Source organism: Streptomyces sp. NPDC001515, assembly GCF_053597115.1.
The window spans coordinates 34,512-57,214 of the sequence record NZ_JBSFHN010000010.1; the positions used below are offsets into that span (position 1 = coordinate 34,512).

The following is a 22,703-nucleotide window of genomic DNA, read 5'->3' on the forward strand; positions in this document are numbered from 1 at the left end:
CAACAGCCCGAGCATCCTCAACAGCGCTTTCGCGGCGCGGCACGCCAGGCCAGGCTTCTGTAGGTCGGTACCGGTCCGGCTTCCACGCTCAACGCGCCCTCCGGGGCGGCGTAAAGACGTATAGGTCGAGGATGTCGGGGCAGGGGCGCTACCCGGGGCCGACATCCTGGACCCAGGCAGCGATGTCCTCGGTGGCGTCGAGGTCGTTGCCGAGGCCGAGCCAAACAGGGCGGGCGCCAGCGGCGTGTGCGGCGGCGGAGGCTGGACGACGATCACGTTGGCTTATTCGCACATGTCGAGGCAGTCCGAGACGCGAACGGGGGCGTTGGCCAGGCACGCGATCTGCCAGTCGTGATCGGCTTCGGGCACGCTGGAGGTTCCCCAGCAGCAGTCCCGGCAGACAACGATGCGGAAGGGTGCCGGTGCCGCCGGGGCGTGCGCGGAACGTCGTTCTTCAGGTTGCCGTCGGGGCATCGCTCGTCGTGTTCCTCTTGCGGAGTGATCCCTCGCGGGCTGCGGGACGCAGGAAGCGGATCGCGCGGTGGCCGGGGTCGTGGGTGACCTCAGCACGAACCCGGTAGACCTGCTCGATGAGGGCGGGCGTTAGGACCTCGGTCGGGTACCTTTCGCAACAGCCTGGCCGTCGCGCAGGACCAGCAGGTGGTCGCAGTACGTCACGGCGAGGTTGAGGTCGTGCAGGGCGATCACGTTGGTGGCCGACAGGCTCGCAACGAGGTCCAGCAGGTCAAGCTGGTGCTGAATGTCGAAGTGGTTGGTGGGTTCGTCCAGGAGGAGCTCTCGGGGTTGCTGGGCGAGGGCGCCGGCTATCTGGGTGCACTGGCGTTCGCCACCGGACAGGGTGTGCCATAACTGGTCGACCCGGTCGGTGCGCGCGAGGGCCTCAGTGACGGCTTCCGCGTCGCCAGCCGTAGCGGGCGTTCAGGTGCACCGGTGCGGAATGCGTCCGAGGGCGACGACATCCCGGACGGTCAGTTCGATCTGGGTGTCGGCGTGTTGTTCGACGGTCCGATGCGGCGGGCGGTGGCCCGGCGTCCGACCTCGGCGAGCGGACGTCTGTCCAGGGTCACGACTCCGGCGGTGGGAGCGAGGCTACCGGGTCTCCGTCGAGACCGGGGCGAGGCGGAAGACACACTGGACCGTGTTGAACTCGATCACCTCGGCGACGAAGCGGAACTTGTCGCCAACGGCAACAGTGGCAGGGACCTGCTTGCCGGTCAGGTGCAGATTGCCGGTGTTGACGTCCTCATACTTGAAGTTCGGGCCGTCCGTCGTCTGCGGCCCCTTGTCGCCCGGGCCGAGAAGGAAGTCGTAGCGGGTCCGGTCATCCGCGTGGGCCGCCATGTGCCTGATTGACCCGTCGAAGGCGACCGTTTGCCCCGCGTGCTTGGTGGCGAAGTTCACGTTCGCTCCGCCACACGGATCCGCCTTCAACAACGTCGCGAACTCGGGGCTGTACGGGATCCTCAACGCCGCCGACTTCGGCGTCCCGCAGACCAGGAAGCGGGCAATCCTCCTGGCCTCCCGCGTCCGCACGGCGCAGCCGCCCACGCCTACGCACGCCCAGCTCGCCGAGCCGGAATCGCTGTTCGGTCCGGGCCGTGCCCGCTGGGTCAGCATGGCCGAAGCCCTGGGATGGGGCGCGACCGACCGGCCCGTCCCCACCGTCTGTGCAGGAGGTGGGCCCGGCGGCGGCCCCGAGCCGTTCCCGTCGGGCTCTCGCAAGACGCTGTCCGACGCGCGGGAGCGCGGCACCTGGATGCCGCGGCCGGACGGGGTGGTTCTGCAGTCCCGCCGGGAAGGCGCGGGGTGGGCGGCCCGGCACGGCACGCGCGAGAATCGTGCGGCCGACGCTCCGGCGCCCACGTTCACCGCCGAGGCGCACCGCTGGTCCTGGTCCCTGCGCAGCAACAACCAGGCCAACGCCACCGTCCGGTCCATCCAGGAGCCGGCTGGCACGCTGTTCTTCGGGCACCGCGCCAACGAGTGCACCTGGGTCGCCGAACCCGCCACACCCTCGGCCACGGACACCGATGCGCCGGCCGTTCCCGAGCCGATCCGGATCACCGCCCGCGAGGCGGGCCTCCTGCAGACCTTTCCCGCCGACTACCCCTGGGCCGGCAACAAGGGCCAGCAGTTCTCCCAGATCGGCAACGCCGTTCCCCCGCTGCTCGCCGGCCACCTCCTCGCCCCGCACCTCGGCGTCACCCTCGACCCCGACGACTTCACCCTCGCCGCCTGATGCCCCACACCCCCGAACCCGACGAAGACAACCTCGACACCATCACACCGCCCCAGCCGGTATTCCACGTCGAGCAGGCCCTCCTGGGGGCTCTCCTCCTCGACCCGCACCGCCTGGACGACGTGAACGGCATCGCCGCCGACTCGTTCTCCACCGCCGCGCACGCCGCCCTGTATGCCGCGATCAGTACCCTGCCGCGGCCCGACCCCGCCGAGCACGCGAAGAACACCACGTGGCTCGACCGCGTACTCGCCACCGCCACGGAGGAGGCGCGCGGACTGACCGCCTCCTACCTGCACGCCCTCGTTCAGGTCTGCCCCTGGCCCCGCCACGCCCCCGCGTACGCCCGGATGGTCGCGGCCGAGCACGCCCGCCGTCGCCTGCTGACGGCCGCCGAACGCCTCGTCCACACCGTCCACGACGCCTCCCTCCCGCACCCCGTCCAGACAACGCTCGCCGAGGCGGATGCACTTGCCGCGGTCGTGGACGACATCGCGAACCGCTTCCCCCCGCGCTCCGGTGTCCTTCCCCGCACCCCGGCACCTCCTCCCACCGCCGCCGACGACACCGAGGCGGTCGAGGAGGAGCAGCTCCTGCTCGCGACCGCTACCGCCCGCCCGGACGACATCGACGCCGTCCGGTGGCTGCTCCCCGACGACCTCACCCTGCCCCTGCACGCCGGCCTGTGGCAGTGCCTGACCACCCTCGCCAGCCGCGACGAGCCCATCGACCCCGTCACCGTCCTGTGGGAAGCCCAGCAGCGCGGCCTGCTCGACTACGGCCGTGAACCAGGCGAGGTCCTGCGCATGCTGGCCGAACCCGCCGGATCCGTCGAGCACTGGGCCGAACGCGCCCTGCGGCGCTCCCTGCTGGCAACGGCCGAACACACCGGACGGCGCGTCGAGGCGTACGCCGGCGACTCGGCGAACACCCCCTTCCAGCTCGTCGCCGGGGCCCGCCGCGCTCTCGCTGACATCGCCGCCGTCCGCACCCGCTGGCAGCACGCCGCCGGAGCCACTCCGCCGCAGCAGCGGCGAGCGGCGCCTGCCACCCGCGCCGGCCCGCCGACCACCACGGCCGCACACGCCGCCCGGCCCACACGAGCAACCCGATAACTCCCGATTACGCCGGTGGCCGGGCCCGCGGGTCCGGCCACCGGCAGAACGGATGAGACCCCCACGTGACTGCCTCCATCGACGCCCATGTCCGCCTCGACACCCACCCCGCTCACCCGAGCGCCGTGCAAGCCCACCTGACCGGCACCCAGGCCCACGCCGCCTCCACGGCTCTGGAGGCTGCCGGCTGGAGTGCCGCCGCCACAGGCGTCCTGGTCCTGGCCCGCATCGATCACGAGGAGCCCTACTGGGCCGCCGACGCCGCCCAGCACCTGACCGCCGAAGGCATCACCGTCGAGATCACCCCGCGCCTCCAGGAGGCCATCGACGAGGAATGGACCTGGCCGAACTACCCAATGCCCTGGTGCACCCGCAACGAGATCCGCGAGGTCTCCGACCAGGCGCAGAAGATCCACGACGACATCCGCAACGGCCACCTCCTGATCCACGCCCACGCCCACGACGGCCACACCACCGTCGCGGTCGGCACATACCTCCACCAGGGCGGCAAGTCCGTCTACCTCCACGGCGAGGACCATCTGCGTCAGATCGCCGACACCTTCGACTCACCCGCGGAAGCACTGGTGGCCTTCGAGAACGCCCACGCGGCCGAAATGCGCCCCGGCCCAGCGCCCCTGACCGACGCCGAACGCGCCGCCACCGCAGCGCGTTCCGTCTTCGACGTCACCACAGCCAAGCTCGAACCGTCCCGCCCGGAGCCGGAGGCGGTCCCCATCTACCTGGCCGATGCCGGTGACCACGACGCGCTCCTCGGCACCTTCCTCGACACGCACGGCGAGTTCGAAAAGTGGCGCACCTGGTCCGATGAAACGACCCACGCCATCCACGAATCGCAGACCCTGCGCATCGAACGCGTCCACGAAACCCAGGCCCGCGAGACCGCCTGGATCGTAGCCGCCTACGAAACGCCTGTCTCCGACCGCATGTGGCACCTCACCGCGACCAGCGCCACCCCCGCCCCAGTACTGCAGAATCTACTGAACCACCTCGCCGACGGCGACGGCTGGGACACGGTCATCGGCGTCCCAGTGGGCGAGAGGACGGTCACCACAGCCACGCAGCCGCTCACTGAGGCCGGGTGGAAGCACACCCTGACAGGGCACGGGATCCGGTGGACGTCCCCCGACGGGCAGGCAGGCGTCCGGTTTGACCCACTGACCGCGCAGGCCCCCCAGAACCCAGCCACCTGGACCATCTGGGCCGGCCCCGACCCGGACCGGCCCACGTGGGCCATCACCGCGTCCCCGCACACCCCGAGTTCGCTACTGGCCGACCTCTCCGAATCTCTCGCCCACGAGACCGGCACGCGTCAGCCCCAGCCGGGCCGCGAGCACAGGACCCGCCTCGCAGCCAGTGCACCGGCGGCTCCGGCGGTCACGGCCGGCCGACCCGCCAGCCGTTCACGCTGATCATCGGCCCCGCACGAGCGGGGCAACCGAGCGCGGGATCGCCGGTTGGCCAAACCGGCGATCCCGCGCACCATAGATATTCCACCGCCACGCCCTGCCCGCACGTCGAGAGGCTCCTCCCACGACCGCAGACACAACACGTAGCGCAGCCCGTCACGAGGCCGGGAGCGCCGGGCGATCACGCCGCCGCGTAGCTCGCCCGGAACAAGTCCTGCGCCCGCTCCACGTCCCTCAGCGTACGGAGCTGGACCTCCAGATCACCCGTGCCGTGGTGACCGAGACCGGACACGTCCCGAGTGAAGCCCGGAACAAGATCGACGTTCTTCGGATCGACCTTCAGATAGACCAGCAGCTTGCTTCGCTGCGGCGGGCACAGGCAGGCAAAGTTGCGCAGCCGCTGATACGCCCGGTAGGTCTTGCGCTCCACCCGGTTCACACCATCCCCGAGCCCAAGCAGGACCTCGTCGACCGCACCCGCCAACTCGCGCATCGCCGCGCCCTGGACATCAGCCGCCGACTGGGCAACCGCCTGGCGCCGTGCCCGGCGGGCCACCTGCACGCCGCCGCTCACGGAGGCCACGGCCTCAAGCCCGAGCAGGTCCCTGCCGAAGAGTCGGTAGCGAACCAGGTCGATCGACCTCCGGTGCTCGCGCACGGCATGCACGTCGTAGCGGGTGAAGTCGCCGGCGATGCAGATCAGGCGTGGTCCGCTCCACAGGACCTGGGACGCGGCCGTCACCCCGAGCCGGTCGCGGACCAGGTGCTCGAACTCCGCCCGGTGGTCCATCAGCCAGGCCAGGTAGAACAGGCCCTGGTTGATGACGCCGGCGTCCGTGCCGCGCTTGTACTCGATGATGACCGGCGATCCGTTCTCGTCCAGCCCGAGCGAGTCGATCCGGCCCCCGTGGGCGGGCCCCGTGCTGTACTCGCTCGCCAGGAACCGGACGCCCAGCAGCGTCTCCATGTGCGCCTCGACGAGAGCCTGCACATCGGCCTCGATCTCAGCAAGACGCGGCATGACCTCCGTCATGCCGCTGTTCGTCGTGTCCGTGCGGAACAGCTTCAGGCCCGACACCTTCCCCTCCTCGGCTCGGTGATCACCAACGCCGACGGGGTGCGGGATTGTTTCCGCGAGAGCCTTCGGGGGCGTGAAGATAGTGTGAGACCCTACGTACTGCTCGACCAGGGAGCTCGCGCCCCCCGGTCACCGGGAATCCGCGATTCCCCCATGTGTCCCCCGCGACCTGGGGGACAGCTCCCGGAAGCTGCGTTTACGCAGGTCAGCCCCCGTAGTTCAGCGGATAGAGCACGTGCCTTCTAAGCGCCTGCCCTGTCTCAAGTAGCTCCACCGAGTGACTACTGCACCCGCTCCGCAGCAAACCATTACCGAGAAATCCTTTCCCCCCTCGCCGCCTGACTGCCCTCCTTGAGTCGAATATTCCATTCAACACGCCGCAGACATCGAACCAATGGCGAATGACTCGTTCAAACCAGCGACGGCAACAAGCGGCAGCATTACAGAATGGAAGTTCGACGTAGATTTCCCGCGCCTGCAGCTAGTGGCAGGGTAGCCGAAAATAATCGCTTGCGCGTTCGACCTCGAAGCATTGTCAGTGCCGTGTCCTAGCGTGAATTGCCGGTCGAGCGGATGATGTTGGGGGGCTCTCTGTGTTCTTTGGCGAGTCATCGGCGGCGTACGAGAGCATCACGTCGCGGATGAGGGCGCTGGCCGTGGTTCGGCCACTATTGGCGCTTGACGAGAGTTCGGCGAAGCGGGAGCGGGGCTGGGAGGGGTACCGGCTGGCCGAACTCGCTTTGGCGGCCATCGACTTCGTGACGCTGCGGATAGGGGCGCGGACGGCAGTTCGGCAGGAGGCCGTCGTAGAACACGTGGCTGAGTCTGCGGCGCTCCAGGTTCCCGGACGGGCGGGTACCGAGTATCGGGAGGTCGCGCGCTGGCTGGTGGAGCGGATGATCAACACCGAGAGACACGACCGGTGCTTTCGGCACGAGATTGGCAGCGTGACAAGCGACGGCTTCGTCGTCAGGGAGTTTCCGTTTCAGATCCTCAAAGACGTGCCGGACGAAGCCGGGCAGGCTGCGCTGACAGTTACTGATGCGGCCATCACGGTGCTCGTCCATGCGGTCGATGTGGACATCGCGTCCGAGCAGATCGCGGCGGAGGCCAAGCTGGCCGCGCTGCTCAAGCGCGCGCGGATCGGTGAGGCGTGGCAGGCCGCCCGCACTGCCCACGTGCAGAGCATCCGGTACGCGAAGGAGCTACTCGACCGCATGGAGGAGATGAAACGCAACGTACGGGCCATCGACTGGGAGGCGGATCTTGAGGGCCCGCTGAAGGAGGCGCAGGAGCACGTTGAGGAGAGGTCTCAGGCGGAGACTCAGCTGAAGGCGCAGGTGGCGCAACTGCTCGCGGTTACGGAGGAGGAAGACAAGCGGCAGCGGCTGGAGGCACTGGATGCGCTGATCGAGGACTGCCTGCAGCGGCACTTGATGCTCATCGACATGCTGCTCAGGGTGGTTCCGGAGTTCCGGCGCCAGCAGGACCGGCAGATCTTCGTACCTCCCGTGATCCATGCACGGGTGCATCTGCGCAGCCAGCTCCTGGAGCCGGCGCTTGAGCTGAGTATCGACGACAGCGAGCGGCCCCTGGAGGCGTTCGTACGCGGGGTGCTGGGTCCGGTACGTCCGCGAGTGATGTACCTGCCGGACTACTTCGAGGCCCTCACACGGATGCCGGAACAGGCCGAGGTTGAGCTGGTGGCGGTGGGCGCACCGGAGGACTGCGAAGACACGTTCGATCCACCGAAGTTCGACGACGCGCAGCATGCATGGGTGGACAGGCTGCTTTCAGCTGTCCCCGGGGAGGGCGTGCGACTGTCTCGGTTGCTCGAGCGCGCCCGCCAGTGGGGCGAGGGCAGAGGGCCTGGTGACGACACTGACCATCTGCTGGCTATGGAGACCGCGCATCGGTTTCGGCATGTTCCGGTCGCCGAGCTGGCGCGCGGTGAGGAAGCGGTCGTTGTCGTGGATGACGGGACTGAGTTGGACGACACGGTTTTCGGTGGCAGCGACTTCCTGTTGTTGCCGGCCACGGGTGAACCGGTCTCCGACAACGTTGATGCGACCCCGGACATACAACCGCCCCATTCGTCAGAGTTTGCACCCCTCACCACGAGCGACGATCTGGAGCCGAGTGCATGACGCAGTACGACGATGTTGCCGCAGCCGCCCGGATGGTGGCTCTGGCTATGACACGCGGCAAGTCCCCAGGGCGCTCTGGAGACTACGCCCGCCTCGTGCGGCGGTTCGATACGGAACCGGAATTCGCACAGCTGGTACGGAAGGTCGCGCAGGGCTTCGACCTCACGGTTCAGGAGGTACACCCGCAGGCGGGGCTGGTCCTGGCGACCACGAACGAGACGGACTTTGCCGTCTCGGTCACCGACCTCGTACCGAATGCGGAGAACCGGCCGCTGTACCTGCTCGCCCACCTGGCCATCGCATCGCGGGCCTTCCCTCGTCCGGAGAACTTGGACGACGACGAGCACGTCGGCCGGGTCTCGGTACAGAAGGTCGACGGAGACGTTAGGGCCTATGCGACCGTCCTTGAGCGCCGCGCTGCAGCCGCCGACGTGGACACCGACCCGCCGGCCGGCAGCCCCGGGCTGGAGGGATTGTGGCGGGCCTACCTGCGTCGCAACCCCACCGGTCGTACGGACAAGGACAGGACTCCGCGGTCGGCGACTTACGCGCTGGTGAAGAAGGCGTTCAACCATCTCGAGCAGCGCGGGTTCGTCCGCGCGACCAGTGAGGAAGAGGGCGGCACGTACGCCACCAACGTCCTGTACAGGCTGCACATCCGTGACCAGGCAGCCCGGGAGATGCTCCAGGAGCTGGCCGCCCTAGGCGTGGCGGCCTTGCCGCAGCACGATGCGCCGCTCCCATCCAAGGATCCGAAGCAGCCCGACGCTATGGACCACGGCATGCTCCCGGACTCCGCCCCAGCCACCTGACGCCATCGCGATGTAAGGACCCCTCTCCATGTACGAGTTGAACCGCATCCTGCTGCGCAACTTCGGGCCGCGCGATGCCCGCTACGAAGACGTGAACCTGGACTTCTCTGGCGTGGGCCCCCTGGTTGAGACAGCATCCCTGATGCCGACGCCCGGACACGTCACGCAGCGGCCCTCGCCGGCCAGTCTGGTCATGCTTCAGAACGGCGGCGGCAAGGGTGTGCTGCTGACCGGCATCACGTGCACCACGATCCCGTTGCGTCACCATGACCCTGAGGAGCTGCGGAGCTTCGTCGTTTCTCCGGCTCAGCCCTCCCACATCGTCCTGGAGTGGGCTGATGCCCGAACTGGCAGGCTCTTGGTCACCGCACAGATCCTCGCGCCCGAGGGCGATGGCAAGCTCAGGCGCCGCTTCTACAGCTTCCACCCGGGTGCCGCCTTATCCGCGGACGATCTACCTTTCCACCGCGACGGTCACTGGTTGCCGTTCGACCGCTACTACACCGAGCTGTGCGAACTGCAGGCCATGGTGGAGGCGTTGGAACTGCAGATCGTGGACGGGCAGGAGAAGTGGGAGAAACACCAGGCCGGTCTGGGTCTTGAACCTGGCCTCTTCGATGTCCAGCGCAAGATGAACGCCACCGAGAGCGGGGCAGCCGAGGCGTTCACGACTTCAAGTGCGGGAGCGTTCGTCCAGTGGCTTCTGGAGAAGGCCAACGACGACGACAAGTACGCCAGCCTCGGTAGTGCCTTCGAGACGTACGCCGGCGCCCACGACCAGCGGGAGAAACTGGTCAAGGAGCGAGAGTTCGCGCTGGCCATGGAGGAGATCTGCGCCCGGGTGGCCGAGCGGCACCAGGAGCACACCGACCAGCAGCGCGAGGCTGGCCAGGCCAAGGGCGACCTCACCGCCCTGGCCGCAGGGCTGATGCGTCGGCATCAGATCCTCGCCGCCGCGGCACAGGCCACCACAGGCACGGTCAATACCGCATACCGGGCACATGAAGCGGCCAAGCAGGAACTGGACGTCGCCATTGCACGTGTGGCGCATGTGCGTTGGGCTACCTGCGGTATCGAGCTGGGCGAATCAGTCGAGGAACAGAAGCGAGTCGCCGCGACGACGCAACGGTTGGAAGACCACCTTGCTGGCTGGCGCAGTGTCCCGGTCGCTGTGCGTCACGCGGCTGCCCAGGAGCGCCACGGCCGCATGCAGCGGTCCCTCTCCGAGGCCGAGGAAACCGCCGCCCCCTATGTGCAGGTGTGTGATACCGCCGCGGCAGCGCTGCGGGCGGGCTACGCGGCGGCGGAAACGCAGGCACGCGCCGAGGCCGGCAATCTGGAGAAGGAGATCTCCCAGTCTCGCAGCAAGATCCAGCAGTGGCGCGAGCGAAGCAACTCGCTCCATAGGGATGCCGGTACGGCTGAGGGAGAGCAGCGCCAGTTGCGCCGTCAAGTGCAGGACTTCGAAGAGCAGCTGCACACCGCACGGGAAGAGGGACAGGTACAGCCCGGCGAAAGTGCTGCCGACGCCGCCTCCCGGATGGGCGACGAAGCTGATCACCACGGTCAGCTCTGTGTAGAGGCCAAGAAGGCACAGGATGAGGCCCGCAGCCGCCGGACGCAGGCATATCAGCAACTGCCGGCGCTGCAGGAACGGGCTCTCGAAGACCGCCGCGCAGCAGAAGCGGCCGAAGCGGAGACCGACCGGGTCCGCGTCCGCGCCGACTCCGTGCGCCGCCACCCCGTGACTGCGGAACTGCTTGAACTCGGCCTCGAAGACCTGCAGGACAGCGATGCCCTGACCTGGCTCGCCGACCACTACGCTGCCCTGCACAACTTGATCGGCCGGAAGATCACCGCTCTGGACGGTGCGCTCAGGCAAACACAGCTCCAGCACAGCGCAGATGAAGAACTCCTCGTTGCCCTGGATACCAGCGACGGCCTCCTGCCCGCCACCAAGGAGGTCCGCTCCCTGTGTGCCGACCTCTGCGCCCAGGGTATCGACGCCGTCTCCGGCTGGCAGTGGCTGCGCGACAACGTCCCGGCGGACGATCACCAGCGCCTCATCAACGACCACCCGGACCTGGTCGGCGGCATCATCGTAGGCGGCGGCCCTGCAGCGCTGGATCAGGCGCAGCGTCATCTGGAGCGCACCCGTCCCCTGCCCACGGCGGCCGTCGCGGTAGGAACCGGGGAGCGGATGTTGACGCCGGTGCCCGACACGAGCGGCCGGATGGTGCCCGAGCCGACCCCGGCCCTGCATGACGAACAGGCCGCGACACTCGAACGAGCCGAGGTCGAGGCACGCCTGGCAGCCTCCGCGCAGGCACTGGGTGAGCTCGAGGAACGGATCAGCGTCACCCGCGACCTGGGCAACAAGATCACGTACTGGCTGGACGAGATCGGCTCCGTAAGCGTAGGGGCACGGCTCGAACAGCTCCAGGAGCTCCGGACAGCAGCGCAGGCATCCCAGGCCAGCCTTGAGGTAGCGCGCGCCAGTGCCGAACGGAATGACGACGCCGTCACCGCTGCCGAGGAGGTCTACGCACAACAAGAGACGGCTCACCGCGAGGCCACCGAGGCCGCGCACGCGATGCGTCGCCTCGCAGAAGCCGAGGCGAAAGCCAGCCAGGCACGCGACCGGATCACCGCGCTCGAGGAATCAGCTCAGCAGCGTCAGCGCGAACTCGAAGAGCTGGGCGAGAAGGAGGAGACGGCACACGGCAACATCGCACGCATGACCCAGGCGGTGGAAGCCGCCGTCCAGCAGGCCCAGAGCCATGCCCAGGCGCGGAAGAAGGTCACCGCTACGCCCGAGGCCGAGCAGGCTCAGTACTCCAAGGGAGCGCCCGGCGAAGCGCTCACCGTCCTCCAGCACCGCTATGAGCAGGCACTCGAGGACCTGCGGAGTGTAGACATCGGAGAGGACCAGCGTCAGCGGGCCAAGGAAGCAGAAGATGCCTTGCGCGCCTGCCAGGACGAGTGGGCGCAGGTCCCTGACCGGGTCAAGCCCTTCGCCCTGGAGTACAGCCGTTCTCCCGCCGCGGCGGATGACGTCCAGCGCGACGCCGTACAGCGCGATCTGGGCCAACAGATCGACGATCTCCACGACCAGTTACGGCGCCTTCGGGACAAGGCGAGCCGTCTCAAGGAACGACACCACACGCTCGCCTCCGAGGCACAAGCCATCAGCACTCAAGACGTCGCGCAGTGGACCCCACACTCCCTCGAAGAGGCTTACGACCTCACCGCGCGTGCCGAGCACGCCCACGCGGAGGCGCAGCAGGCCGAACGCGGTGCCGGTGAGGAGTACAACGCGGCCCGTAGGCAGCAGAGCCAGCACACTCGCGAACTCGACGCCTTCGGTCGTGTCCTGGCCCGCTTGGATGCCACGATCGAGCAGCTCGGCATTCACCCCGTGGCGGACCCCTACGAAGGCACCGCTGATGGGGCCGAACCCGCCGTACGGCAAGCCACAGCCCGATACGAAGACGCCCGGCGCACGCTCACCAGCACCGAGCGCCGCGTCGAAGACAGCGTGTCCTTGCTCAAGGACCAGGCCGGCGACGTCCGCTTCGAGCAACTCGACATCCCCTTGCGTAACCAGATCTCGGCTCTTGACCGGCGCCATATCCCCGCCGCCGCCCGAGAGTGGACTACGGCGTTGCACCGCGCTGCCGCAGCCCTGACGACCCAGCTCGAAGGCATGAGCAAGGCGCGTGAGGCCCTCGTGTCTCAGCTGAGCGGCTTCGTCACCGAACTTCTCCAACAAGTGGACCAGGCAAGCCGGTTCTCCCTCTTCCCCGACGGTCCCACGCCCTGGGCAGGGCAGCGCTTCCTCACCATCCGCTACAGGAAGCCCGAGCCCTCCGTGCTCACCGCCCACATGCGCGAAACCATCGACAACCTCGCCGCCAACCCGCGCACCCGCAAACTCAAAGGCACCGAGGTGGTCATGCGCTGCCTGCACGCAGCCGTTCCCCGCTTCACCGCCGAGGTCATGAAACCCAACGCCACCCAACGGATCGAACGCGTGCCAGTCGAAAAGATGGGCAAGATCTTCTCCGGTGGCCAGGAACTGACCGGCGCCATCCTGCTCTACTGCGCTCTCGCCGCATTGCGCACCTCCCCCGGCCCCCGCAGCCGCACCCGCCACGGCGGACTGCTCCTCCTCGACAACCCCATCGGCCGCGCCAATGCCCCCTACCTCGTCGACATCCAGACGCAGATGGCGGCAGCCCTCGGCATCCAGCTCATCTACACCACCGGCCTGAGCGACGAAGCCGTAACAGCCCGATTCCCCGCCACCATCCAGCTGCGCAACGACGCCGAAGCCCGCACCGGCCTCTCCCGCATCCGCCTCGACGACCACGTCCGCAACGCCCTCATCCCCACGCCTCGGACCGCCCCGGAAACCCACGAGCCCGAAGCGAACGGCTACCTCAGCTCCGCACGCCTGTACACCAAGGGGGATACGAACCGATGACCGCGCCCACCCCCGAGCAGCTTCCTCGCCTCTCACCAGGCGCCGTCCGCCTCAGTGCCGCACTGCACGCTCGCGCCGAGAGGGCCACCGTGCCGCGCGCCACCGTGATGGAAGCCTTCACCGCGGCCCTACCCGGCACCGCCCGCGGTGAGGACTCCCGCACCGCACTGGCCACCCTGCTCGAAGAACTCTCCGACGCCGGCACCCTGCGACTCCCCCACGGCCAGAGACACAAATGGGACGCAGGCCGTCCCGCCCTGCCCGAACAGATCCGGTTGCCCGCAGTCACCCCGCGCAAGCCTCCTGCTGTCAGCACACGGCGCTCCTACCGCCCAGAACTCGACTGGGCCCACACCGCATACCTCACCTCCGCCCATCACGAGGACCTGGCCCTCATCAACCGATGGTTCCGCGACACCAGCAATCGCCCCGAAGTTCGCGTACCGATCCCCCTGCGCGAACGCTCCTACGAGATCTTCCGGGACGAAAAGCGTCTCGATGGTCTCCTCTCCGGTGCGCTGTTCGCCCCCGGCCGCCTTACCCTGGAACAGCTCGGCACCTTTCGCGAACCACCGCCCCTCGCCTACCGATTGCTCGGTGACGGAGACACTCTCCTGGTCGCCGAGAACAGCGACACCTACGCCACACTCCGAGACCTGCTCACCTCGAATCCCGGGTGCACCAGAGGCGTGGCTTTCGGCTCCGGAAGAGCCTTCGAAGCCTCCGTCGAAACGGTCAAAGAGATCCATGGAATCCAACGGATCGTCTACTACGGCGACCTCGACGCCGAGGGGTTGTCCATTCCCGCCCGCGCCTCAGTAACGGCCACTCAGTGCGGGCTGCCCCCAGTCGAACCCGCCTCCGCGTTGTACGACCTCCTCCTGAGTCACGCCTCCACCCCGGGTCAGATGGTTTCCGCTGAGCGCGCTCACACGCTTACGGCATGGCTGCCGCCCAAACTGCGACAGAGGACCCACGAGGTCCTGCTGTCAGGCCGACGTGTTGCGCAGGAGGCCACCAACCGTAACCAGTTGTCCGGCGACGCCACCTGGTGCCCTTGAGCTCGTCGGGAGATCGTGGGCGCCTTCAGGCCCGACGGCATGACCGCCACGTCACGAGTTGCTACGTGGCGTGTGCGGTGGCTTCGTCGTCGCTCTGTCCAGGCAGGAGCTCTACAAGGGACCATGGGAGGACTGCGAGGTCGGCAATAGAGCCAGGAAGCCGCGGATAGCGTTCCAGCTGGTGCATTTTCTGCATCAGGGCGTAGCCGTCCTCCGCCGTGACTAATCCCGCTTTCACGGCCAGCTGCATGATGCCGAGCGTCTCCGCCGTCATGATGCCCTGCCTGATCGCATACTCAAGGGCAGACCTATCGTCTGATATCCACCACGCGCCAGCGAACTGGGGCCAGTGCTGGATGATGTGGCAAGTCTCAGCCTCTCCGAGGTGCTGAAGGTTCCGGTCGGCTTGGCCGCCGAACACGGCTGTGCGGAGATGCCCGACGCTCTCGCGGTCGTTCGAAGCGGTTACTCGGATGGCTTCGCCGAGCCAGCCTTGCTGCCTCAGTTCGTGAAGGGCAGGCAGCTTCTCGGCCGATTTGCGGGCCTCCCGTGCCACCGCCGCGGTCCACTTGCCGCGGCCGTCCAAGACCGCACGAAGCAGGTCGAGGCGCTCGATGACGGCGAAGTTGCACAGGACGGTGTTGTCCGGGAACAGAATGTCGCTCATGCGGCACCGCCGTCGTCCTGTTCGGCCGCGAGTTGCTCCCTGAGCTTGTCGACGTCAACGCCGAGCAGCGATGCGTACGGGCGCAGGGTTGCCCTGCCGACCTCATAGGCGGCGCGCGTGTCGCGTGCCAGAAGTCCAGGGAGCCTCTTCTTCTCTGAGGTCGCGATTCGCCGGTCGAGTTCATCTGCGCGGCTGGCGACGACTGCGGCCTCGCGGACGGTCATGCGCTTGTAGTAGTCGCAAGCGCCAGCGTCGATCACGCGCAATTTGAGCAGTCTGTAGGCCATGGTCTCGGGGCTGACCATGAAGTCGCAGCACAGCGCGCTAAAGGTTTCCCGCGTCAGCTTCGCTGCGCTGACCGCATCGCGCAGGCTTTGCTCGGGCAGCAGGAAGACGGAGGCAAACGCGTTGGCTCGCTGCTCGCTCGGATCCTTCTTCTGGGCCTGGTCGAAAATGTCGCGATCGAGGTGGACGTCCTGGTCGTCGTCGGCGAGGAGGTGCCCGAGCTCGTGGGCGAGGGTGAAGCGCTGACGCGCCGGGTTTGACGTCGTGCTCAGGACGATGAGCTTGGCACCCTGGCCCATCGCGGCGAGGCCGTCAAAGCCGTCGCCCAGCGACTCGACGGCCACATCAGCACCGAAGACCGCCTCGATCATTTCTGGCAGGCTGTCCTGGGGTACGGACCGTCCGTGGCGCTGCACCGCCTTCAGAGCTGCTCTCGCCAGCGCCTCTCCCTGAGCTGCGTAGCCATTGCCGGAGCGCGCTGTCGGGGAGACGGGCCGCCAGGGCTGGGGATAGCCCAGCTTGTCCAGGTCGGCGCGCCGGGCAACGTAATCCCGGGCGACTGCCAGTGCTTCGGCTGCCTTTCCGGTGGTCGTTCTCGCTGCTACGGCCAGTGGCTGCTCGACCCCGGTGAGCAGCCAGTCCATCGAGACGTGGAATTCATCGGCAATGACCGCGAGGTCGACGGATGAGAAGGGGTTCGTGCCGCTGAGGCACTCGGTGAGTTGCTCGGCGTCGAGGTCGGCCTGGTCGGCGAAGTCGCGAAGGCTAAGGCCCGACTGGTCGATCAGGCTTCTCACGCGATCGGAGATGCTGGACACCCGTGGACAGTAGTCCGCCGTCTGTGCAGTTCACAAGGCGCGGCGTGCGCGACGTCCCAGGTCCGCGCGGACGCTGGCCACGGCTCACCTCAAGAGTGCGACGGTCTAGTGCTATCTGACCTTGACCTGCTCATACAGGGTGCCTTCGGCTTCGCTCATTTCGCGTTCGACGGTCTCGGTAAGGGTCGGGTTGTCGATAAGGACACCGAACTCGACGTTGTTGTTCTCCGCGCTCCACGAGAAGTTGGCGCTGGTCACGAGGAGAAGATGGTGGTCGATGGCGAGGAACTTGGCGTGATTTCGGACGTAGGTGCCGTCGAAGGTCTTGGTCCGCCATACCGCAGCGGGTCTCAGATGCGCGGCGACCTCGTTGGTAGTGGGTGCCCGAAACACCACGCTGTCGTCTGCGGCTTTGGCGTCCAGGTAGACGCGTACGGCGACTTCGGGGCGCTGTGCGGCCTTGTGCAGGGCCGTCCACAGGCCGGAGGAGCGCTGGAAATTGAAGGTTGAGCAGGTCACCGTGTGACGCGCGTTGTCGACGAGGTAGGGCACGGATGTCGTGAGCGGTCCGCTCTGGGCCAGATGGCCGGGCATGGTCCACAGCGGAGTGACCGTGGCGGGCAGCATCCGTGCGCCCTCGATCGCGCGCAGGAGGGCAATGTGGTGGGCTGCTGCCCCGGGTCCTGCGGCTACGTTCTCCAGTAGGTTCCTGGCCTCTGCTCGGTGGCCGAAGGCGACGGCCTTGAGCGCGGAGGTGAGGGTGTCGCCGTCGGCAAGCCGGTCGGCGACACCCTTGGCCTCACTGCGGGTGAGGAGTTGGCCCAGGCGCAGGCCGGCCGGGGCGTCACTCATCGGATGAGAAATAGCCCAAGCTGCTGCCGGGCAGGTCGAGCAGGAAGCGGCGGTCGAGGAACCGGTTGGCACGCTCGCAGGAGGTTTCCGAAGCCATGACGCAGCAGTGGCAGGCGGCGCCGTGGAGGAAGTCCTCTGGGGTCTGCGGGGTGCGCATGGAGCAGACCGGGTCGGAGGAACAACGTCGTGCCTTGCGCAGAGCGCCCGTGACGACGCTTTGGAACCGGGTGGGCTCGCTGAGCTGGACGAGTCCGCCGAGGGTCCCGTCGCTGTCCGAGGCAGTGGTGCAGATCAGGAGTCCGGCTGCAGGCTCCCGGTTCTCGGCTTCGGGCCAGGCATAGAGGCGTTCGCTCAGGCTGGCGGCCGAGTAGCCGCAGGTGAGGGCGAGTTCACGGATCAGGACGTGGGCAAAGGTGTGCAGGAGCCAGTATCGCGGGGGCTTGAGGCGGCTGTCGGGGTCGACTTGGCCGGCTGTCTCGGAGAAGCGCCGCTCGAAGTTCCGCTGGTGCGCTTCTCGGTGGGCCTGCCACACGTCGGTGTCCAGGATGCGCTTTTCCCAGCCGGCGACGGAGGTTTCGTCGAGCTGGAGGAAGATGCCCTCGCCGCGGTCTTCGGTCGCCCCGGTCCATGTCGGCCGGGCCGTCCGGGTCAGCGGCGCCAGACGGCGCGAGAGGTCGCCGACACGGTCCATGTCGTCGATCCTGGTGAAGCCGACCAGGGCGTTGACCTTGCGAAGCTTTTCGACGGCCAGGACACGGGTGATCTCTGGTCGGAGCAGAGGGCCGCGCTCGCGGGTGGCCAGGGTGAGTCCACTCTTGGGATCTTCGTTGCGCTTGCCGAGCATGGGCAGCAGCAGATGCTGCCATTCGGGGACCAGCAAGTCGACCGGATCCCAGTTCTGTCGTTTCTCTGCCTGTTCCTCCGGGGTGTCCTGTGGAGCACAGGCAGTCTCAACAGCCGCGGCCAGTTGAGAGTCGGTCAGATCGGAGACGTCCACCTGCGAGGTCTCCAGCAGGTCCCGGAGGATGTCGAGGTGGGCGCGGTATTTGTCGAGCTTGTCGCCCAGTGTGGTGCGGATCCGGTCGGCGAGGTCGTGTGCCTTCTCCTGCGGGGAGTCGGGCATGACGATGATCGACTGGGTGGCGGGGAACCACAGGTTGGAGGCACCGACCAGCATCAGACGGGTCTTTTGGCCACAGCCGCGGTGGTCGAAGGCGTCCAGGTGCGGATGGCGGCCCCGGCAGTCCGGAAGCTTGGCCTTGCCGGCCTCGCCCTGCGCCTCGTTCATCGGTCGCTGTACCTGGCACGATTCGCAGCGGATCACCGCAGATGCACCCTTGCCGGCGGTGCGGTCGACCATCTTCAGTACGGGGAGTTCGGCGTTGGAGCACGGCTGGCCGTGGTGCACCCAGAGGTCGTAGGGGAATTCGTCCAGGTGCCCGTCGACGCACGCCAGCAGGTACCGGGCGGGCACCGCCGGGCGGCGCATCGCCTTGCGGCTGCGATTCCCGGCCCGCCCGGGACACTTGGTGTGCTCAAAGATGGCCAGATCGGTGCGGTAGGGGTGGGTGTTCTTGTAGTCGAACTGAGAGAGCTTGCCGAGCAGGTCGCAGCCGGTGCATCGCAGCCACTGCGGGAACACGCGGGCCGGCACCCCCAGGTCGTTGCCTTCCATGGAGCGGCTGTGTTTCTTCGGCTGCCACGGGTGAGGGCGCAGTTCGACATCGTTGGAACCGAGCATGAACCGCACCACCTGCTTCAGCCGCGGTGCGTGGATGGACGGAGGTGTACCACGGCGGCGCCAGATGCGCTCCCAGTCGTCCAGGCCAGTGGGCATGATCGTGAACTGCGGCAGGTCCATGATCGAGCCGGGGCCGTAGGTGTAGAGCAGGGAGGAGGGGCGGGCCGAGCCGACCTTGGCGCGGTTGTGCTTCGCCTGCTTCTCGGCCTCCTCTTCCAGGTCACCGAGCGGGTCGACGGCCCTGGCTGCGTCGTAGACGAAGCGCTCCTGGTCGCTCACGAGTTCTCCTCCGGCATCACCCACTGGGGCGCAGTCATGGGTTCGATGTACACCAGTCGTTCCTTGATCGGGCTGACCAGGAGGTTGATTTCCGGCTGCACCTCACGCATCGAGTTGGCCACGATGAATGGTGGCGCGTCCCGAGTGTCGATACCGGACTTGGCGTCCTCGGCGCTCATCATCAGGGCGTCGTGCCGACTGTCGTCGGTGACCCTTTCGTAGACCAGTGACTTGCGCAGTTCCACCAGGTGCTTGCGGCGCTTGCCCCACTGGTCGAGTCGGTTCTCCAGCCGGTGCCGGGCCCGCTCGGCGGCGTCCTCGTTGCCGGTCAGCTCGATGCGGCGCACGAGCGCCTCGATGAGTTCGGTGGCGAAGTGCCGTTCGGTCTCGATGCGGTCGGCGCCGTCTTCCGGGGACAGGCCCTGGGCGCGTACGGCTTGCAGGACCCGGGCCGCGCTGACCAGGACGCCGTCCAGACCACGCTCCAGCGAAGTGACCGAGAACGGCGTCACCGACAACGCCTCGACCTGTGCGTAGAACGTCTCGTGGTAATGCCGGAACTGCTCGAAGTGGGCCAGGTCGCGCGGTCGTGCCCAGTTACCCAACGACACGACCAGGCCAGGGCGGTCGGCGTCACGGCCGACGCGCGAGGACGCCTGGATGTATTCGGCGGTGTTCTTCGGCTGACCGACCACCAACATCAGCCCGAGCCGGGTCACGTCTACACCGACTTGGAGCATCGACGTGGCCAGCACCACGTCGTACGGGTTCACTTCCCGCTCGGGCACGCGCGTCTTCGCCTCCCGCAGGGTACGCAGGTTCCGCTTGCCCGCGGTGGAGTCGAAACCGGGGTCGAATGCGACCGACATCTGGTCCAGAGTGGAGGTGATGTCCGCGCTGGCCACACGCGAGGTCAGCTCGGCCACATGAAGTGCCCCGAAGTTGGTGCCAGTCCGGCTCGGCAGCCTGGACCAAGGACGACGCTTGGCCAACGCCGTCTGAATGTCATCCCCCATGTACCGGGCCATACCGGCCAGCTCACGCGTCGCGCTGAAGTAACCGACCAGCGTCATATACGGATCGGCCGCCTTGCCCGAACGGTCAAGAAGCAGCTGCCCGCCGGCCATGAGCACCTCGGCCACGCGGATCTCCGCCGTGGTCAGACGCACCCCCGTGGTGCTGATCCCGACGTACCGGCGTCCCGGAGCCTTCTCGGAGATCTCGATCTCCTTGGAGAAGAAGGTGTTGCCGGCGTCCAGCACCTGCGGCGGGAAGATGGTCACGTACCGCCCGTACAGAGCCCGCACCTGGTCGGCCGCATTGCGGGCGGTGGCCGTGGAGGCCACCACCAGGGGGCGCACGGGCTGTCCGTCGTGGGTGCGCCAGCTCGTCATCACGTCGACGGCGACCTCGAACAGTCCGACCGTGGTGCCGAGAGAACCGGTGATCAGGTGCAGCTCGTCCTGGATGATCAGGTCCGGCGGTCGCAGCCGGGTCGCAGGGTGCACCGCGGCGGCCTCCAGGCCGTCCTTCTTCGGGTGCTTGCTGCCGTCCTTGATCGCGCAGTGCGAATAGTCGGGGTGGACGAAGCCGTGCCGTTCACAGCGCCGCGAGACGTGCCCGAACAGCGATGCTGCCTCGCCCTCGCGTGCGAGCCGGGCGAACTTATCCACCGTGGCGATCACGAAGGCGGGGGCGAGCCGGTAGATCTCTTCATCGACGGTCAGGACCGGAAGTCCTTCATCGACCTCGCCGCCATCGGCGAAGGGGCACTCGGCCATCTCGTCGCCGCAGTAGACGTACACGCGGCGATGCGCCTTGTCCGCCCGCACGTCCCGCGCCTCGATGCGGGTACCGCACCAGGGGCAGCGCTGGATCTGTAGCACGGTCAGCCGGTAGCCGCGGCCCTGGTTGGCCTTCTCCAGCTGGCCTTCGGCCTCGTCGTACCACTTCGGGCTCACATCGGTACCGACCCACAGCCCGATGCGGAACGGCTCCTGGCCCCACGTCGCCGGGTCCTTCAACCGGGCCCGCTCCGCAGCACACACCAGAGCCGTGGCCCGCTGGAATTGCTGGGCGGTCAGCAGCCGCAACGTGTAGCGCATCAGCACCGCCACGCCCGACCGGCCGTCCAGCGGACCGTCGAACGCGTCGATGACGCCCTGACGGCGCCGGATAGCGAAGGTGTAGGCGGCCAGCCCCAAGTACGCCTCCGTCTTGCCGCCGCCGGTCGGAAAGAACAGCAGCTGGGCTTTAGCAAGATCACCGGACCGCTTCTCGGCTGCAGGATCCGACAGCAACGGCAACTGCATCAAGACGAAGGCGAGCTGGAAGGTACGCCACGAGTGCGCGCGGTTGCCCCGCTCCCCCTGCCGCCCTTCCTCCAGGATGGCTTCGCGCGCCTGCTCGATGCTTTCGCGGTCGTCCTCGTTCTGGTTCGCACGCCGCTGCGCCACCTGGGACTGGACACGCTGGTCGGCCATCACTCGGTTCATGAATCTGAAGCACCGCAGCGCCTCGGCATCATCCAGCAGGAACTTCAGTCCCTCATCGAGCTGACTCTGTACCTTGCGTGCGTCGCCGACTGCTTCCCGGCCCTCGGGGCGAAGATGCTCCGGCAGCGCCTCGGCCCGCTGTTCCTCGGCGTCGAGCCAGGCCGCATAAGCGGACACGATCGGCTCCAGCCCCGCGCGCAGCTGTTCCGGGGTGGCCTCCTCCAGCTGACGCATGTCCAGCATCGCCGCCTCGATCTCCTCGGCGGCGATCTGTGGTGTCTCGCTGGTCGGCAGCCACGTCGTCCACACCCTGCTGGCGCGGCGCGCGTCCTTGTCCGCCTCCCAGTCCACCGAGCAGGTCCGCCCGACGGCGAACTCCAGCCGGTTGCGGTACTGCAACTGCAGACGACGCACCTCGTCGTCCGGCTCGTAGCGCGTGTCCTCCAGAACATCGTTGACCGGCAGGAACACGGCCGTGCCCTCAGCGGTCTCGACGCAGAGCCGAGTCTGGTAGAGCCACGCCTCCACGGGAATCTTGCGGGGCGTCTCCTGATCGTTGCACAGCGCGATCTCGATGAGGCGGCAGCCACGCTCGGCGTCGTCGTGGCGGTCCGCCCGCAGCACGACCTTGTCCTTCAGCACGAACGTCGTCGTACGGGACGGCATGAGCTCGCTGACCTTGACCGTGGTCTCGAACCTATGCGGAGTGCGCTGGTACCGGCGAAGGCGCGAGGTCGGCTCCCCGCCCTCGCCCTGTTTCTCCTTCACCGGCTCGTACGTGCCGAACTCGGTCACCACGGTGAACGCGTCCAGGTCGTCGGGGATCTGACAACGCAACCCCATCGAGGCCGGGATCATCAGCCCGCGCTTTTGCGGCTGGTCCTCGACGTCGTCCTCTTCCGAGCCGGCACTGCTCTCGTCCACCGCGGTCAGGGGCACGCCCCGGCTCTCGGCCGCGTCCACGGCGTCACCGACGTCGGTCGCGGCCTCCGCAGAATCTGCTTGGGTGGGGTCATCCTGGCCGGCGGTCAGCCGGACCGGGGCGATACGGCCAACCAGATACGCGGAGTCCGGAGCACCATCGAGGATCTCCTCGGGACCGCCTGCCGGACCAAGGAGTTCACGCTCCAGGATGTCGACGAGATTCTCACGCACCGTCCACGAACGTTCGTCCGGGTCA

Annotated in this window: 13 protein-coding genes and 3 pseudogenes; 7 read left to right on the forward strand and 9 right to left on the reverse strand. The window is 67.7% G+C overall.

The window, feature by feature from the left end:
- Positions 1 to 151: 151 nt before the first annotated feature.
- From ACWCXC_RS13135 to ACWCXC_RS13145, 3 genes and pseudogenes are all read right to left on the reverse strand, one after another.
- Positions 152 to 474 (reverse strand): annotated as a pseudogene (locus ACWCXC_RS13135) ((2Fe-2S) ferredoxin domain-containing protein); the annotation flags it as partial.
- A pseudogene (locus ACWCXC_RS13140) lies at positions 455 to 1,118 on the reverse strand (ABC transporter ATP-binding protein); the annotation flags it as partial. The pseudogenes ACWCXC_RS13140 and ACWCXC_RS13135, both read right to left, overlap by 20 nt.
- Positions 1,111 to 1,569 (reverse strand): DUF4839 domain-containing protein, encoded by a 459-nt coding sequence (locus tag ACWCXC_RS13145; RefSeq protein WP_450888667.1) that lies wholly within the window; start codon positions 1,567 to 1,569, stop codon positions 1,111 to 1,113. The gene ACWCXC_RS13145 and the pseudogene ACWCXC_RS13140, both read right to left, overlap by 8 nt.
- Between ACWCXC_RS13145 and ACWCXC_RS13150 the strand changes: the two are divergent.
- The 3 genes and pseudogenes from ACWCXC_RS13150 to ACWCXC_RS13160 form a co-directional block, all read left to right on the forward strand.
- Positions 1,475 to 2,260, forward strand: a pseudogene (locus tag ACWCXC_RS13150) (DNA cytosine methyltransferase); the annotation flags it as partial. The gene ACWCXC_RS13145 and the pseudogene ACWCXC_RS13150 overlap by 95 nt on opposite strands.
- Complete coding sequence (locus ACWCXC_RS13155; RefSeq protein ID WP_450888669.1) at positions 2,260 to 3,375, forward strand: DnaB-like helicase N-terminal domain-containing protein; 1,116 nt, start codon at positions 2,260 to 2,262, stop codon at positions 3,373 to 3,375. The pseudogene ACWCXC_RS13150 and the gene ACWCXC_RS13155, both read left to right, overlap by 1 nt.
- Before the next feature lie 65 nt (positions 3,376 to 3,440).
- The gene (locus tag ACWCXC_RS13160; RefSeq protein ID WP_450888671.1) at positions 3,441 to 4,805 is read left to right on the forward strand and encodes a DUF317 domain-containing protein; all 1,365 of its coding nucleotides are present in this window, start codon (positions 3,441 to 3,443) and stop codon (positions 4,803 to 4,805) included.
- Positions 4,806 to 4,983: 178 nt separating this feature from the next.
- Here ACWCXC_RS13160 and ACWCXC_RS13165 read toward each other — a convergent pair whose 3' ends face one another.
- Positions 4,984 to 5,880: a DUF5655 domain-containing protein gene (locus tag ACWCXC_RS13165; RefSeq protein WP_381244513.1), complete on the reverse strand. Its 897-nt coding sequence runs from the start codon at positions 5,878 to 5,880 to the stop codon at positions 4,984 to 4,986.
- A gap of 593 nt (positions 5,881 to 6,473) precedes the next feature.
- On the opposite strand from ACWCXC_RS13165, the gene ACWCXC_RS13170 reads away from it, so the two are divergent.
- The 4 genes from ACWCXC_RS13170 to ACWCXC_RS13185 are packed head-to-tail and all read left to right on the forward strand — an operon-like array spanning position 6,474 to position 14,386.
- Positions 6,474 to 8,027, forward strand: coding sequence for a hypothetical protein (locus ACWCXC_RS13170; protein WP_450888673.1), 1,554 nt, complete (start codon positions 6,474 to 6,476; stop codon positions 8,025 to 8,027).
- On the forward strand, positions 8,024 to 8,839 hold the full coding sequence (locus ACWCXC_RS13175; RefSeq protein WP_285430709.1) for a hypothetical protein: 816 nt from the start codon (positions 8,024 to 8,026) through the stop codon (positions 8,837 to 8,839). The genes ACWCXC_RS13170 and ACWCXC_RS13175 overlap by 4 nt, the downstream gene beginning before the upstream one ends.
- 28 nt (positions 8,840 to 8,867) lie before the next feature.
- On the forward strand, positions 8,868 to 13,325 hold the full coding sequence (locus tag ACWCXC_RS13180; protein ID WP_381244509.1) for a coiled-coil domain-containing protein: 4,458 nt from the start codon (positions 8,868 to 8,870) through the stop codon (positions 13,323 to 13,325).
- On the forward strand, positions 13,322 to 14,386 hold the full coding sequence (locus ACWCXC_RS13185; RefSeq protein ID WP_450888676.1) for a Wadjet anti-phage system protein JetD domain-containing protein: 1,065 nt from the start codon (positions 13,322 to 13,324) through the stop codon (positions 14,384 to 14,386). The genes ACWCXC_RS13180 and ACWCXC_RS13185 overlap by 4 nt, the downstream gene beginning before the upstream one ends.
- A 61-nt stretch (positions 14,387 to 14,447) precedes the next feature.
- On the opposite strand, the gene ACWCXC_RS13190 is transcribed toward ACWCXC_RS13185, so the two are convergent.
- The 5 genes from ACWCXC_RS13190 to drmA all read right to left on the reverse strand — a co-directional run bounded on the left by ACWCXC_RS13190 (position 14,448) and on the right by drmA (position 22,678).
- Complete coding sequence (locus tag ACWCXC_RS13190; protein ID WP_358308031.1) at positions 14,448 to 15,053, reverse strand: hypothetical protein; 606 nt, start codon at positions 15,051 to 15,053, stop codon at positions 14,448 to 14,450.
- Complete coding sequence (locus ACWCXC_RS13195; RefSeq protein ID WP_358308028.1) at positions 15,050 to 16,156, reverse strand: helix-turn-helix domain-containing protein; 1,107 nt, start codon at positions 16,154 to 16,156, stop codon at positions 15,050 to 15,052. The genes ACWCXC_RS13190 and ACWCXC_RS13195 overlap by 4 nt, the downstream gene beginning before the upstream one ends.
- A gap of 111 nt (positions 16,157 to 16,267) precedes the next feature.
- The gene (gene drmC, locus ACWCXC_RS13200; protein ID WP_381244504.1) at positions 16,268 to 17,008 is read right to left on the reverse strand and encodes a DISARM system phospholipase D-like protein DrmC; all 741 of its coding nucleotides are present in this window, start codon (positions 17,006 to 17,008) and stop codon (positions 16,268 to 16,270) included.
- The gene (gene drmB / locus ACWCXC_RS13205) at positions 17,001 to 19,028 is read right to left on the reverse strand and encodes a DrmB family protein (RefSeq protein WP_450888679.1); all 2,028 of its coding nucleotides are present in this window, start codon (positions 19,026 to 19,028) and stop codon (positions 17,001 to 17,003) included. Before drmB ends, drmC begins: the two co-directional genes overlap by 8 nt.
- Positions 19,025 to 22,678, reverse strand: coding sequence for a DISARM system helicase DrmA (gene drmA / locus ACWCXC_RS13210; RefSeq protein ID WP_450888681.1), 3,654 nt, complete (start codon positions 22,676 to 22,678; stop codon positions 19,025 to 19,027). Before drmA ends, drmB begins: the two co-directional genes overlap by 4 nt.
- Between the last annotated feature and the right edge of the window lie 25 nt (positions 22,679 to 22,703).

Coding starts and splice junctions, on each gene's coding strand:
- ACWCXC_RS13185 (WP_450888676.1), top strand. CDS start 13,322: ATGACCGCGCCCACCCCCGAGCAGCTTCCTCGCCTCTCACCAGGCGCC.
- ACWCXC_RS13155 (WP_450888669.1), top strand. CDS start 2,260: ATGCCCCACACCCCCGAACCCGACGAAGACAACCTCGACACCATCACA.
- ACWCXC_RS13175 (WP_285430709.1), top strand. CDS start 8,024: ATGACGCAGTACGACGATGTTGCCGCAGCCGCCCGGATGGTGGCTCTG.
- ACWCXC_RS13190 (WP_358308031.1), bottom strand. CDS start 15,053: ATGAGCGACATTCTGTTCCCGGACAACACCGTCCTGTGCAACTTCGCC.
- drmC (WP_381244504.1), bottom strand. CDS start 17,008: ATGAGTGACGCCCCGGCCGGCCTGCGCCTGGGCCAACTCCTCACCCGC.
- ACWCXC_RS13180 (WP_381244509.1), top strand. CDS start 8,868: ATGTACGAGTTGAACCGCATCCTGCTGCGCAACTTCGGGCCGCGCGAT.